This is a genomic window from Trueperaceae bacterium (assembly GCA_019454765.1).
GTDB lineage: Bacteria > Deinococcota > Deinococci > Deinococcales > Trueperaceae > JAAYYF01.
The window spans coordinates 45,222-58,979 of record JACFNR010000009.1 but is presented as its reverse complement, the minus strand read 5'-3'; the positions used below and the strand labels follow the sequence as shown (position 1 = coordinate 58,979).

Annotated in this window: 13 protein-coding genes and 1 pseudogene; 8 read left to right on the top strand and 6 right to left on the bottom strand. The window is 73.9% G+C overall.

Annotated features, from left to right (window positions below):
* The first annotated feature begins 69 nt into the window (after window positions 1-69).
* From H3C53_04605 to H3C53_04590, 4 genes are read left to right on the top strand one after another with little or no spacing between them, the layout of a single operon-like run.
* Complete coding sequence (locus tag H3C53_04605) at window positions 70-810, top strand: metallophosphoesterase (protein ID MBW7915955.1); 741 nt, start codon at window positions 70-72, stop codon at window positions 808-810.
* Window positions 807-1,997 (top strand): acetate/propionate family kinase, encoded by a 1,191-nt coding sequence (locus H3C53_04600; GenBank protein MBW7915954.1) that lies wholly within the window; start codon window positions 807-809, stop codon window positions 1,995-1,997. Before H3C53_04605 ends, H3C53_04600 begins: the two co-directional genes overlap by 4 nt.
* Window positions 1,998-2,897: an ROK family protein gene (locus tag H3C53_04595; GenBank protein MBW7915953.1), complete on the top strand. Its 900-nt coding sequence runs from the start codon at window positions 1,998-2,000 to the stop codon at window positions 2,895-2,897. It begins immediately after the preceding gene.
* 8 nt (window positions 2,898-2,905) lie between these two features.
* Window positions 2,906-3,427, top strand: a complete 522-nt coding sequence (locus tag H3C53_04590; GenBank protein MBW7915952.1) for a DUF2179 domain-containing protein — start codon at window positions 2,906-2,908, stop codon at window positions 3,425-3,427.
* A gap of 28 nt (window positions 3,428-3,455) precedes the next feature.
* Here the strand turns inward: H3C53_04590 and H3C53_04585 are convergent, their stop codons facing one another.
* Window positions 3,456-4,082 (bottom strand): hypothetical protein, encoded by a 627-nt coding sequence (locus H3C53_04585; GenBank protein MBW7915951.1) that lies wholly within the window; start codon window positions 4,080-4,082, stop codon window positions 3,456-3,458.
* Between the two features lie 155 nt (window positions 4,083-4,237).
* Between H3C53_04585 and H3C53_04580 the strand changes: the two genes are divergently transcribed.
* Both H3C53_04580 and H3C53_04575 read left to right on the top strand, forming a co-directional pair.
* Entirely contained in the window at window positions 4,238-5,542 is a 1,305-nt protein-coding gene (locus H3C53_04580) for a PASTA domain-containing protein (GenBank protein ID MBW7915950.1), read from the top strand.
* Window positions 5,543-5,715: 173 nt separating this feature from the next.
* A pseudogene (locus tag H3C53_04575) lies at window positions 5,716-5,895 on the top strand (E3 binding domain-containing protein).
* A gap of 1,903 nt (window positions 5,896-7,798) precedes the next feature.
* Here H3C53_04575 and H3C53_04570 read toward each other — a convergent pair.
* Entirely contained in the window at window positions 7,799-8,002 is a 204-nt protein-coding gene (locus tag H3C53_04570; protein ID MBW7915949.1) for a PspC domain-containing protein, read from the bottom strand.
* Between the two features lie 154 nt (window positions 8,003-8,156).
* On the opposite strand from H3C53_04570, the gene ispD reads away from it, so the two are divergent.
* Together ispD and ispE are read left to right on the top strand one after the other, a co-directional pair.
* On the top strand, window positions 8,157-8,840 hold the full coding sequence (gene ispD, locus H3C53_04565; protein MBW7915948.1) for a 2-C-methyl-D-erythritol 4-phosphate cytidylyltransferase: 684 nt from the start codon (window positions 8,157-8,159) through the stop codon (window positions 8,838-8,840).
* Window positions 8,837-9,757, top strand: coding sequence for a 4-(cytidine 5'-diphospho)-2-C-methyl-D-erythritol kinase (gene ispE / locus H3C53_04560; protein ID MBW7915947.1), 921 nt, complete (start codon window positions 8,837-8,839; stop codon window positions 9,755-9,757). The genes ispD and ispE overlap by 4 nt, the downstream gene beginning before the upstream one ends.
* Here the strand turns inward: ispE and H3C53_04555 are convergent.
* From H3C53_04555 to ilvD, 4 genes are read right to left on the bottom strand one after another with little or no spacing between them, the layout of a single operon-like run.
* The gene (locus H3C53_04555) at window positions 9,744-10,127 is read right to left on the bottom strand and encodes a metallopeptidase family protein (GenBank protein MBW7915946.1); all 384 of its coding nucleotides are present in this window, start codon (window positions 10,125-10,127) and stop codon (window positions 9,744-9,746) included. The genes ispE and H3C53_04555 overlap by 14 nt on opposite strands.
* Before the next feature lie 23 nt (window positions 10,128-10,150).
* Entirely contained in the window at window positions 10,151-11,188 is a 1,038-nt protein-coding gene (locus H3C53_04550; protein MBW7915945.1) for a Gfo/Idh/MocA family oxidoreductase, read from the bottom strand.
* On the bottom strand, window positions 11,185-11,952 hold the full coding sequence (locus H3C53_04545; GenBank protein MBW7915944.1) for a ThuA domain-containing protein: 768 nt from the start codon (window positions 11,950-11,952) through the stop codon (window positions 11,185-11,187). The genes H3C53_04550 and H3C53_04545 overlap by 4 nt, the downstream gene beginning before the upstream one ends.
* Window positions 11,953-11,984: 32 nt before the next feature.
* The gene (gene ilvD, locus H3C53_04540) at window positions 11,985-13,679 is read right to left on the bottom strand and encodes a dihydroxy-acid dehydratase (protein MBW7915943.1); all 1,695 of its coding nucleotides are present in this window, start codon (window positions 13,677-13,679) and stop codon (window positions 11,985-11,987) included.
* Window positions 13,680-13,758: the final 79 nt, after the last annotated feature.

The following is a 13,758-nucleotide window of genomic DNA, read 5'->3' as shown; positions in this document are numbered from 1 at the left end:
CCCCGCCGCCGCGCCCTCGCCGCCACCCCCGACCGCGGTCGCGCCCGGCCCGGGTAGACTGTTAGGTCGATGCGGCTGTTCGCCATCGCCGACCCCCACCTGCCCGGAGCTCAAGCCAAGACCATGGACGTGTTCGGGCCCCGCTGGGCCGGCCACCCCCAAGCGTTCTTCGACGGCTGGCGCGCCACCGTCGGCGAAGACGACCTGGTCCTGGTGCCGGGCGACATCTCGTGGGCCATGCGGTTCGAGGAGGCACTCGTCGACCTGGAGGCCCTCGCGGACCTGCCCGGTCGGAAGGTGCTGCTCCGCGGCAACCACGACTACTGGTGGCCGTCCATAAGCCGGCTGAGGCGCGCCCTGCCAGGGGGCATGTGGGCCTTGCAGAACGACGCCGTGGCCATCGACGGCGTGGTCGTCGCCGGCACGCGCGGCTGGGTCTGCCCCGGCAGCCACGGCTTCACGGAGCAGGACCTGAAGATCTACCAACGCGAGGTCGAGCGGCTCCGCCTGTCGCTGGAGCACGCCGCGAAGCTGGAGGGCGGTTACCGCGTGGTCATGCTCCACTTCCCACCCACCAACTCCCGCCTCGAACCCAACGAGTTGACGCGGCTGATAGGGGAGGCCGCGCCCGACGCCCTCGTGTTCGGGCACGTGCACGGCGACGAGCCCGACGGCATCCTCACGCGCCTCGACGACGTGGCGGTGCACTTCGTGGCCGCCGACGCCCTCGGGTTCAGGCCGCGCCTCGTGGCCGACCTGGGAGCCCGAGTGCGCCCGGGGGCCGAGTCGGGCGCCGGGAACGCCGCGTGAACCCCACCGCCTCCCCCCAGGTGCTCGTCGTCAACGCGGGCAGCTCGAGCCTCAAGACCAAGCTGCTGCCGGGCGGCGAGTCGCTCCTCGTGGAGCGCATCGGCGGGTCGAGCAGCGCCACCGCCTCCTTCGCGCTGCTCGAGCGGCCGCGCCTCGAGGACCACGCTGCCGCCTTCGAGTTCGCGCTGGCGGCGTTCGAGCGGCACGTGCCCGGTTTCGCGCCCGACGCCGTGGGCCACCGCGTGGTGCACGGCGGCACGCGCTTCGTGAGCGCCACCGCCGTGACACCCGAGGTCGAGCGCGGCATCGAGGAACTGGCGGCCCTGGCGCCCCTCCACAACCCCGGCAACCTCGCCGCGCTGCGCGCCGCGCTGCGCGCCATGCCCGACGTCAGGCACGTGGCCGTCTTCGACACGGCCTTCCACGCCACCTTGCCGCGCCGCGCCTACCTCTACGGCCTCCCGCTCGAGTACGCCACCAGCCACGGCGTGCGGCGCTACGGCTTCCACGGCCCGAGCCACGACTACGTCTCGCGCAAGGCGGCCCAGGCCCTCGGGCGCCGGCGCGAGGACCTCAGGCTCGTGACCCTCCACCTCGGCAACGGCGCCAGCGCCGCCGCCGTGGCCGGCGGCAGGTCCGTCGACACCACCATGGGCTTCACGCCCATGGAGGGGCTGTTGATGGGGACGCGCAGCGGCGACGTCGACCCCGGCGTGATCCTGCACCTGTTGCGGGGCGGGGCGTCCGTCGACGAGGTCGACGACCTGCTCAACAAGGGCTCGGGCCTGAAGGGCATGTCGGGCGTCTCCAACGACCTGCGCGACGTGAGCGCGGCCGCGGCGGCGGGCGCCGAGGGGGCCGCGGCCGCCCTCGAGGTGTTCGCCTACCGCGTGCGCAAGACGGTGGGCGCGTACGCCGCCGCCATGGGCGGGCTCGACGCGGTGGTGTTCACCGGCGGCATAGGCGAGAACTCCGCCTGGGCGCGCGCCGCGTGCCTGGCCGGGCTCGAGTTCCTGGGGGTCCTAGTGGACGCGGGTCGCAACGCGCGCGGCGAGACCTTGATCTCGCCACCCGGAGGCAAGGTCGCCGTCCTGACCATCAGGACGGACGAGGAAGCGATGATCGCGAGCGCAACGGTGGCGGTGCTGAACGGCGCGCCCACGGAACCCGGCGCTGAGGAGAACTGAATGATGACGTTAGGGCTCGACCTGGGAGGCACCAAGATCCTGGCGGCGGTCGTGCGCGAGGGCACGGTGGTCGACTCCGTGAGGGTCGACACGCCGCAGACCGGCTTCGCGGACGTGGTCCGGGCGCTGGCGGGCACCGCCGAGCAACTGCTGGCGCGGGGCCACGAGGTGGCCGGCATCGGCGTCGGCTCGCCCGGTCCACTCGACAAGGAGCGGCGCAAGGTGGTGTTCGCGCCCAACATCGCCGGGATGCACGACGCGCCACTGGTGGCGGAACTCGAGCGCCTCCTCGACCTCCCCATCGTCCTCGAGAACGACGCCAACGCCGCCGGCTACGCCGAGCACCTGTACGGGGCGGCGCGCGAGTTCTCGTCGAGCATCTACGTGACGGTCTCCACCGGCATCGGCGGCGGCATATTCGTGGGTGAGCAGGTTCTCAGGGGGGCCAACGGCATGGCCGGCGAGATCGGCCACATGACCATGCTGGTGGGCGGACCCATGGGCGGGGACGGGCACACGGGGAGCCTCGAGGCCATCGCTGCCGGGCGCTCCATGGCGCGCGACGCCGGCTACGCCTACGGCGTCGAGATGGACACGCGCGAGGTGTTCGCGCGGGCGCGGGCGGGCGAGCCGAAGGCCCTCGGCATCGTCGAGAACAGCGCGCTCTTCGTGGGGATAGGCCTCGCGAACCTCGTGAAGATCATCGACCCCGAGGCGTTCGTGATCGGCGGCGGCGTGGCGGAGGTCGGCCCCTTCTACCTCGGCAAGGTCCAGGCCGCCGCCGAGCACTACCTGGAGGGGTACCCCGTGCCGCGCTTCCTGGTCGCGAAACTGGGCGGCAACGCCGGCGTCATCGGGGCGGCCGCGGTGGCCGCGCGGGAACTCGAGGCGCGGAAGTGAGCGAGGTCCTGGAGCTGACGCTCGCCGCGCTGCTCATCTTCGGGCTGCGCATCGTCGACGTGTCGCTCGGCACCCTCCGCATCGGCTTCCTGGTGCGCGGCCAGCGACGCCTGGCGGGCCTCTTCGGCTTCTTCGAGTCGCTCGTGTGGCTGGTGGCGGCGGCGCAGGTGCTTGCCAACCTCGACTCGCCCGTCAAGTTCGTCGCCTACGCCGCCGGGTACGCCACGGGCACCATGCTCGGGGTGAGCATCGAGCGCTGGCTCGCTCTGGGCGACTCGATGATGCGGGTCGTGACGCCGGTGGGCTCCGCTCCCGTGGAGGAGGCGCTGCGCGCCGCGGGCTACTACGTCACCGAGCTGAACGCTCGCGGCCGCGACGGCGACGTCAGGGTGCTCTTCTCCGTCATCCCCCGCCGGCGGGTCCCCGCCGCCCTCAAGCTGCTGGCCGAGACGAACCCGAGCGCCTTCGTGACCTTCGAGAACACGACCCAGGCCAAGGCGGCGGTGACGCCCCAGAGCGTCAGGAAGTGAACGCGCCCACCGGGCGCCATGGGCCCTCTCAGGCGGGCGCCAGCCGGACGAGCGCGCCCTCCTCGTCGACCCAGGCCCGCACGGCCTGGCCGAGCAGGGCACCCAACCGGGTCGCCAAGGCGGGGTCGACCCGCTCCGGCGCCGGCGTGATCAGGACGGGCCGCGCCTCCAGGCCGAGCCTGGCGGTAGCTGCCAGCCGCTCCATGACCGCCGCCGTCGTCCAGTCGTCGCGGTAGAGGCGCTTGACCGCCAGCAACACTGCCCGGCGGCCGGTCGCGGCGTGACCGCCCGCGCGGCCGGCCCGCCGCACCGTGGTCGGGCCGTCGCCATCGAGCGAGTCGTAGAGGAGGTCGACGCTCTCGTCGAGCAGGTAGTGCTGCGTCACCATGGCGGTGGCGGCAGGCTCCGCCTCCTCGACGATGTCCTCGTCGGGGTCCGTCGGGTCGAGGCCGCGGTACAGGGCGAGGAGCTGGTGCGGCAGGCTGTTGAGGCGGTAGAACCGCTCCTCGAACCCGGCCGGGACCGCCAGCCCGCGCCAGCGCTCGCCGAGCTCGAGCAGGCGCGATAGCGCCGTCAGCTCCCACGCGGCGTCTACCTCCGCGCGGGTCAGGTGGCCGAGGGTGCCGCTGGGGATGGTGGCGTGACCGCGCTGCATGCCCCATGCTAGCCCCGCTCCGCCCCACCTCGGGCACCAGGGCCCGGGGCGGCGCGCGCGCCCCTCCGCCCGGGTCCGGGCGCCGCGCGAGTTTGCGCGTCTGCCACGTGTTTCGGCGCTCATCGGGCGCGTGGCTCGCGTGATAGAGTGCCCGGATGGCAGCGCGCCACACCCCCATAGACCAGGCGCATCGCCCCCGCGCCGTGGGCTGGTTGCTCGCCTCGGCCGTCGGCCTCGTGGCGTTGACGGTGATCGTCGCGTTCGACGCGGCACGGTACTTCTCCGTGCCGGAGCAGGCCTTGCCCAACCTCGTCGGCACGCCGTTCGACCAGGCCGCCAGGCAGCTGCGCGCACTCGGCTTCGAGCCCGTCACGTTCGTCGAACACGTCGAGGGCGTCGAGGCGGGAACCGTCACGTCCCAGTCGCCGCAACCCGGCGCCGTCGTGAAACGCCTCAGGACCGTCCACCTGGGCGTGAACACCCCACCCGCGGCCGCGGTGCTGCCCGACCTCGTCGGCGTGGCGGAGGCGGCCGCCGTGGCGCGCGCCGCCGAGCTGAACGTGCCGCTGGGCACGACCACTTACGCTCCCAGCGCCCACCCGGCCGGCACGGTCGTCGCCCAGTCCCCCGGCGGCGGGCAGCGCCTCGGCGAGGGGGGCTCGCTCGACCTGACCGTCAGCTCGGGTCCCGGGCGGGAGCCGGTGATCGTCCCCGACCTGGTCGGGACCGACCTCGACAAGGCCGTGCAGGAGCTGACGAAGCTCGGCTTCGGGCGCGTCGAGACGATCGCGTCCAGCGTCTCCTTCGCGCGGCCGGGCACCGTCGTGGCGACCGCGCCCGCGCCCGGCGCGGCGGTGCCGCCCGGCACGCCCGTGATGGTCCAGTACTCCCTGTCGACCTCCAGCGCCGTGAAGGTCCCGGAGGTGATCGGCATGCCCCAGTGGCGCGCCCAGCTCGCGCTGAGCGCGGCGCAGCTCGTCGTCGGCACCGTCACCTACGTGACCGACGCCGGACTGCCAGAGGGCGTCGTCGCCGCCGTGCCCGACGGCTACACGCTGCCGGGCACGCCGGTCTTCCTCACCGTCAACGGAGCGCCCCCGGCGGAGCCGTTCGACCTCTTCGGCGGCGGCAGGGGTGGCGTGGCGGGCCAGGGTTCTTCGCAAGGCTCGGCGTCCGGCCAGGGCCCGACGGGGACCGGCGGTGGCACGGCCGGCACGCCCTCCGACGGCAGCCGCCTCGTGCCGTTCACGTTCGACCCCACCAACATGGGGGTCAAGCGGCTGCTGGAGCAGCCCTACCAGCTCCGCCTCGTGGTCACCGACGACCAGGGGGAACGCGTGGCGCTCGACAGGCGTGTGGCCGCCGGCCAGAGCGTGACCACCAGCATCCTCGTCTACGGCGAGGGCGCGATGCTGCAGACCTACATCGACGACGTCTTCTTCCAGGCCTGGCGTCCCTGACGGCGAGGCAGCGGCACGCGGGCGCGGCGCGGCGCCGGAAGTTGTGGGATTTGCCGGAAGCGCCGGAGCGTCCTGCGCGCTATACTCCACAACATCTTGCGCCATTCGGGTGACGGCACGGAGCGCCAAGTGCAGGTCGCCGGATTCAGCCAACCCGCCCTGGAGGAGCGCCCGTGAGCGAACCCGAGATCTCCCACCTGGCCCGCCGCCTGGCCGAGCAGAACAACGTTGATTGGCAGCGCCTCACCGGTTCCGGCCCCAACGGCTCGGTGGTCGAGCGTGACGTGCTCGACTACCTCGCGCGCGTCATGGCCGGCGAGGAGGCGCTCGACCCGACCCCCGAGCCGCTCCCCGAGGGCATGGAGTCCTGGACCGAGGTCGGCGTCGACTCCGTTGGCAACTACTCGCGGGCGCCCGGCTCCGGGGACGCCGCCCGCGAGGCGAGCGGCGCCGCGCGGCTCGACCCCGGCAGGGTGACGGACCCGGGCACCGCCCCGGAGATCGGCGAGGACCTCTTCCTGCTCGACGACGATGACGAGCTGGCCGCCGTGCCCGCGACGGGCGCCGCGGGCGAAGGCGGCCACGGCCTCGCGGACGGCGTCGAGCCAGGTGGCGGCGAGGGCGGTCCCCTGGCCGACGGCGCCTGGGCCGCCCACTCCCATGCCGCCGACCCCCACGCCCTCGCCCACGAGCCCGGTGCGCACGAGCCCGGCGCTCACGACGGCGCCGCCCACGCGGCCGGCGCGTTCTCGGACGGTCGCGCCTTCGTGGCGCCCGACGACGACGATCTCCTGCTCGTCTCCGACGACGAGGCGTGGCACGCGCCGGAACCGGCGGTCCCCGCCGAGACGGAGGGCGCCGGCGCGTGGCAGGCCGAGCCGGCCGCGCCCGCCGCCTCGCAGGGCGAGGCGGGCGACCCCTGGCTCGGGGGCGACCTGCGGCTCGATGACGAACCCTACGCCCCAGCCGCGACGAGCGCGCCCGACCTCTGGGAGACAGACGACGAGGGCGACGCGACCACCGACCCTCACCCCGCCGGCGACGCACGGGACGCCCTCTGGGACGAGGCTCCGGCGCCAGCGAGCGCCGCCTCGGACGCCCCCCACGCCGCTGGTCTCGGGGGGCACGGGGACGAGACGGCCGTGGACGGCACGGACCTCGCGGGCCAGGGGGACGAAGCTGCCGCCGACGCCGCGGGTCTCGCGGGTCAGTGGGACGAGACTGCCGCCGACGCCGCGGGTCTCGCGGGTCAGTGGGACGAGACTGCCGCCGACGCCGCGGGCCTCGCGGGCCAGGGGGACGAAGCTGCCGCTAACGCCCGCGCGGTCGACCCCGATTCCGTGTGGCAGGCGGCGCCCGAGGAGGCCGACGCCCCGGTGGTGGGCGCGTCCTCCGGGTGGCGGGGAGCCGAGGCGGCGCCGGAGGAGAGCCTAGCTGGGGTGTCGGACGAGGCGGGGTTCGACCGCGCCGACATCGAGGCCGTCGATGGGCCCGAGCTCGACGCCATGGAGGAGACCGAGTTCGTGGCGGACGTCAGCGCCTTGGACGGTCACGACGCGGACGCCTTGGCCGAGGTCGACCCTGACGACGCCGGGCCGGCTCCCGTCGGCGCCGCGCCCGAGACGCTCGTCGCCGGCGCCCTGCCAGTCGTGAGGACGCCCACGCTCCTCAGGCGCAACCTCGACGTCAGCCCGCTCGCCGCGGCGCAACTGGCGTGCGGCCTCGAGCTGGGCAGGGAGGAGCCGCTGCCCGTGGCGCCGTTCCTGCTGCGGGCCGTGGCCAAGGCGGCTCGCGACGTGGGCCTCACGGGCGGCCACGTCGCACTGGCTGAGCTCGACGGCGAACTCAGGCTGCGCCGCGTCGACGACGCCGCGGCGCGCTCGTTCGTGGCCGTCGCCGAGGAGCTCGAGGCGCCCGGCACGGAGGAGGACGAGGTCGCGCTCGTGGCGGTCGACCTGAGCGCGTTCGAGCTCGACGAGGCCTTCCTCGACGTGGACGCCCCCACGGTGACGTTCGGGCGGATCCTCTACGATTCGGACGTCGGCGGCTACCGCAGCACCCTGGCGCTCACGGGTTCCATCCCGCTGACCCAGGGGAGCCGCCTGCTCGCGCGGGTGGCGGAGCTGCTGGCGGAGCCGGTCCGGCTGCTCGTCTGAGGCGGGGCGCCGCGCCCCGCGGCCCTGCATGACGGACGGGGAGTCCGCCCGGCTCGGCGCCGGCCTGGCGGCCGGTCCGCGCCTCGGCCTACCTCTAGCGTCAGTCGGCCGCGCCGGCGGTGACGGGCCCGGTCGGGATCAGCAGCCAGAGCAGCAGGTAGCCCAGGAACGTGGTGCCGAGCGACGGCGGCGCCGACAGCACGAAGAGCACGCGCACCGTGCGGACGTCGGCGCCGACGAGCTCGGCGATGCCGCCGCACACCCCACCGAGCACGCGCCCCTCGAGCCGTCGGCGGAGGCGCACGCCGTCGGCGGGGCCGCGCGCGCTCCGGCCGCGCCCATTCACCCTCGATCGCTCCGTCACCCTCGGACCACCTCCGCCCCCAGCGCGAGTATACGAGCGCGCGGGTTAGCCTGGTGCTCGTGACGTTCGGCATCCCGATTAGGCGCGCACCCTCGTGGTGAGCCTCCGCCGCCCCCGCCTGGCGGCGCTGCTGCCGGCCGCCGGCAGCGGCGTGCGCTTGGGGCTGGGCCCCAAGGCGTACGTGCAGCTGGGCGGGGTCACGCTGCTCGAGCACGCCGTGACCGCACTTGTGGACCTCGTCGACGAGGTGATCGTGGCCGTGCCGGCGGGCACGGAGGCGACGGCGCGGGAGCTGCTGGGCGACACCGCCACGGTGGTCGTCGGCGGGAGCAGCCGCCAGGCGACGGTGCGGGCGCTGCTGGCGGCCACGACCGCCGACGTGGTGCTCGTGCACGACGCCGCCAGGCCGTTCGTGCCCGCTGTGGTCGTGGAGCGCGTGGTGGCGGCCGTGGCGCGCGTGGGCGCTGCCACCGCCGCCCTGCCGGTCGCGGACACCATCGTCTCCGTCGCCGACGGCGCGGTGGTGCCGCGGGACGCCTTGAGGGCCGTGCAGACGCCGCAGGGGTTCCGGCGCGAGCTCCTGGCGCGGGCGCACGACGCGGCCATGACGGCGGGCGCCGAGGCCACCGACGACGCCGCCCTCGTGCGACTGCTCGGCGCGCCCGTCGCCCTGGTCGAGGGCAGCCCGCTCCTGCACAAGATCACGACCGAGGCCGACCTGGCGTTGGGGGAGGCGCTGCTGACGCTCTGGCGCGCACGGCGGGGCGCGCCCGGATGACCGCCAAGGTCTTTAGCGCCCGCGCGTCGGCTCACGCCAAGGTCAACCTGGGTCTCGCCGTGCTGGCGCGGCGCGGCGACGGCTTCCACGAGATCGAGACTGCCATGGCGCGCGTCGGGCTGGCCGACGACGTGACGGTGGCCGTGGCCGACGCCTCGCAGGACGTGGTGACGCTGCGGTTGAGCGTCGAGGGCGGCACGCCCGCCGCCGACCTGACGGACGGCGGCGCCAACCTGGCCCACCGCGCGGCCACCGACTACCTGGCGGCGCGGCGCGCGGCGGACCCGGCCGCGCCCGGGGCGGCCGTGACGGTGACACTACACAAGCGCGTGCCCGTTGGCGCCGGGCTGGGCGGCGGTTCCGCAGACGCGGGCGCCGTCCTGAGGCTCCTCGCCGAACTCTTACCCGGCAGCGTCGACGCCGCGGCCCTGGCGGCGCGGCTCGGCTCCGACGTCCCCTTCATGCTGGGCACCGCTCACGCCGCCCTCGCCAAGGGCCGGGGCGAGCGGCTCGCGAGCCTCGACCTCCCCCGGCTGCACCTGGTGCTCGCCAACCCCGGCTTCGCGGTCAGCGCGGGCGACGCCTACCAGGCCCTCATGGGGTTCACGCCGCGCCTGCGTCTGGAGCGCGCCCTGGAGCGGTTGGCGGCGGGGGAGGAGCCGGGCTGGCCCAACGGGTTGCAGCCGGGCGTCCTGCGGCTGCGACCGGAGGTAAGGGGCGTCTTGACGGCACTGCGAGAGGCTGGGCTGGCCGGCGTCCTGATGTCGGGCAGCGGGCCGACCTGCTTCGGCGTGGCCACGGGTGCCGAGCACGCGGCGCGCACGGCGGAGCTCCTGGCGGCGCGCCACCCGGGCTGGTGGGTGCTGGCCGACGCCACCCTGGCGGGCGCGACGACGGGTGGGGTCAGCGGCGCCTAGGGAAGTCGCGGGCGCGCTCGACGTCGTCCTGCACGAGCCAGTCCTCGCCGGCGAGGGACTCGACGTGGTGGCGCAACTCGTGGGTGAGGGTCTCCCACGCCTCGTCCTCCCAGTCGAAGTCGGGGTCGCCGTCCGCGATGGCGACGAACGAACCGTAGTAGATGGCCACGTGCCGCCCGAGTCCCTCGCCGGCGCCCAAGAAGTCCTCCGCTCCCGGATCCAGGTACTCTCCCATGCGGTAGACGTCGTCGTAGTCGGGCTCGACTCGCGCCTCCGGCAGCACGTGCACGCCGCCCAGCCCGCGGAGGAACTCCTGGGGGATCTCGTCGAGCATCTCGGCGACCATCTCGCGGAACTCCTCGAACGACATGATGCGATGACCCCCTTCGACGCTCAGCCCGCGAACGCGTCGAGCCGCACGGGCGCGTTGGCAGCGGCGCTGGCGTAGGCCGCCAGGATCAGGCGCACGGCCTCGCGGCCGTCCTCGCCGCTACAGACCACGGGCGCCTCCCCGCGCACCGCGGCGACGAACGCCAGGACGTGGCGCGTGTGCGACGGCGCGCCCGTGAACTCGAAGGTGGTGACGTCGGTGCGGTCCCAAGCGGTTCCCGGCGAGGCGCGGTAGACGTGGCGCAGGTTCTGCGGCCCGTAGCGGTTGGTGCACTCGAGGGCGCCCTCCGTGCCGTACACCCAGAAGCCCTCCTCCCAGCCCGTGGCCGTCCAGGCGGCCTCGATCAGGCCGAGGGAGCCGTCCGAGTAGGTCATGCTCACGTGCGCCGTGTCCTCGACCTCGACGGCGTACTTGAGGGTCGCCACGCGCGCGTATACCTCGGCCACGGTGCCGCCGAAGTAGCGGGCCAGGTCGGCGAGGTGGCAGCCGTTGTCGAGCAGGGTCCCGCCGCCCGAGGAGGCCTTGGTGGCGAACGACGGTCGCACGCCGACGCCGCCCCAGTCGTGCGCCTGCCTCAGCCGCACGTGCGTCACGCGGCCGATGGCGCCTGCCGCGATCAGCTCGCGCGCCTTGCTGCCGGGGCCGCTCGAGCGCAACTGATGGTTGACCATCAACACGACCCCGGCCTCCTTGCAGGCGGCGATCATCTCGTCTGCCAGCCGCAGGTCGAGCGCCATGGGCTTCTCGACGAGCACGCTGACGCCGGCGGCGGCCGCCGCTAGCGTGGCGGGGTGATGGACGGCGGTGGGGGCGGCGATGCTCACCACGTCGAAGCCACCGGCGGCGAACATCGCCTCGTAATCGGGGTAGGCCCGGGCGACGCCCCACGCCGCGGCGCGAGCAGCGAGGGCGGCCGGCGCCGGGTCGCAGAGCGCCACCACCTCCACTCCCGCCTCGACGTAGCCCGCGTGATGGTTGGCGGAGATGCCGCCCGCCCCGACGATGGCGGCGCGCAGGGGCCGGCTCGCGCTCGTCGTCACGTTTGGGAGCGCGTGGTGGCGTGCAGCACGGCCTCCTTGCCGGGGTTCGGCACGGGCTCCAACGCGGGCGTCTCGGGGCTGCCCGCGTCGGGCCGCCTGATGCGCGCCGCTGCGTAGGTGGCCGCGTTGGCGAGGACGCGCTGGACGTTGGCGTCGTGGTAGGTCGGGTAGGTCTCGTGGCCGGGGCGGAAGTAGACGACCGTGCCGTGCCCGCGCCGCCACGTGGCCAGGCTGCGGAACACCTCGCCACCTTGGAACCAGGAGAGCATGAGCAGCTCGTCGGGGTCGGGCACGTCGAACCGCTCGCCGTACATCTCCTCGCGCTCGAGCTCGAAGTGGTCGGGGAGCCCCGCCGTCAGCGGGTGGGCCGGCTGCAGGTTCCAGAGGCGCTCCTTCTCGTCGGCCTCGCGCCACTTGAGCGACGCGGTGGTGCCCAGCAGCCGCCGGAACGGCTTCGAGTAGTGGGCCGAGTGGAGCGCCACGAAGCCCATCCCTCCCAGGACGGCGCGCTGCACGCGGTCGACGACCTCGTCGGCCACCTCGTCGTGCGCCATGTGCCCCCACCAGAAGAGGACGTCGGTGGCGTCGATGACCTCGGCGCTCAGGCCGTGCTCCGGCTGCCGCAACGTTGCGACGGTGACATCGGCCCCGGCGAGGCGCCTCAGCGCCTCAGCCAGCACCGCGTGGATCCCGTCGGGGTACACGCGCTTCACGGCCTCGCTGCGCAGCTCGTGAAGGTACTCGTTGAATATCGTGACCCGCATGCGTTCGACCTCCCGGCCGCGCCGAACTGCCCTCAGTCGGTGACGGCGCCCACCGAGGCGCTCGACACCTGCTTGGCGTACTTCGCGAGCACGCCGCGCTGGTAGCGGGGCGCCGGCGGCGTCCAGGCGGCGCGGCGCCGCGCCAGCTCGTCGTCGGCGACCTCGAGCTGGATCAGGTTGTGCTCCGAGTCGATGGTGATGGTGTCGCCCTCGTGGACCAGGGCGATGGGTCCACCCACGGCCGCCTCCGGCGCCACGTGACCGACCACGAAGCCGTAGGTGCCGCCCGAGAAGCGCCCGTCGGTGATCAGGCCGACCGAGTCGCCCAGGCCGCGGCCGATGATGGCGCTGGTGGGGGAGAGCATCTCCCGCATGCCGGGTCCGCCCTTGGGTCCCTCGTAGCGGATCACGATGACGTCGCCGGCCCTGATCTGGTCGCTAAGGATGGCGGCGAGGCACTCCTCCTCGCTCTCGTAGATGCGAGCGGGCCCGCTGATGCGCGTGTGGCTCAGGCCGGTGGTCTTGGCGACGGCGCCCTCGGGCGCGAGGTTGCCGCGCAGGATGTTCAGGTGCCCGTGCGGGTAGAGCGGCCGGTCGAAGCCGTGCACGACGTCCTGGCCCGCCGGCGGCGTGCCCGACACGTCGGCGAGGTTCTCGGCCACCGTCTTGCCGGTGCAGGTGAGGCAGTCGCCGTGCAGCAACCCGGCGTCGAGGAGCATGCGCATGACGAGCGGGATGCCGCCCACGTCGTTGAGGTCCGTGGCCACGTAGCGCCCCGACGGCTTCAGGTCGCAGAGCACCGGCGTGGTGCGCCTGAGCTCCTCGAAGTCGTCGATGGTGAGCGGCACGTCCATGGCGTGGGCGATGGCGAGGAGGTGCAGGACGGCGTTGGTGCTGCCCCCCACCGCCATGATGACGCGGATGGCGTTCTCGAACGCCTCCTTGGTCATGATCTGGCGGGGCGTGATGTTCTTGCGGATCAGCTCGACGAGCGCCCGGCCGCTCTCCTCGGCGCTCACGCGCTTCTCGTCGTCGACCGCCGCCATGGTGCTCGAGTACGGCAGGCTCATGCCCATGGCCTCGATGGCCGACGACATGGTGTTGGCGGTGTACATGCCGCCGCACGAGCCGGGGCCGGGGCAGGCGGAGCGCTCGATGGCCTGGAAGGTCGGCAGGTCCATACGGCCGGCGGCGTGCGCGCCCACCGCCTCGAAGACGCTGACGATCGTGAGGTCCTGACCGTCGTGGTGGCCCGGCTTGATGGTGCCGCCGTAGACGAAGATGCTGGGGATGTCGAGGCGTGCCAGGGCGATGAGGGCGCCCGGCATGTTCTTGTCGCAGCCGCCCACCGCCAGCATGCCGTCCATGCTCTGGCCCCGCCCGACCGTCTCGATGCTGTCGGCGATGACCTCGCGCGACACCAGCGAGCACTTCATGCCCTCGGTGCCCATCGAGATCCCGTCGGAGATGGTGATGGTGCCGAACAGCTGGGGCATGCCGCCGGCCGCGCGGATGGCGGCCTCCGCCGCCAGCGACAGGTCGCCGAGGCCCGAGTTGCAGGGGGTGATGGTGCTGTGGCCGTTGGCTATCCCGATGATCGGCTTGTCGAAGTCGGCGTCCGTGAACCCGACGGCGCGCAGCATGGCGCGGTTCGGCGCGCGCTGGTCACCTTGAGTGGTGGCCGCGCTGTGGCGTTGGTGGGGTGGCTGGTTCTTCCCGGTCGGCATGAGCTGCTCCTCCGTAGCGGGCATTGTATAACCGCCCTCCTGGCGCGGGCGCCCGGTTCTGGTCCGAGGGCGCCGTGCT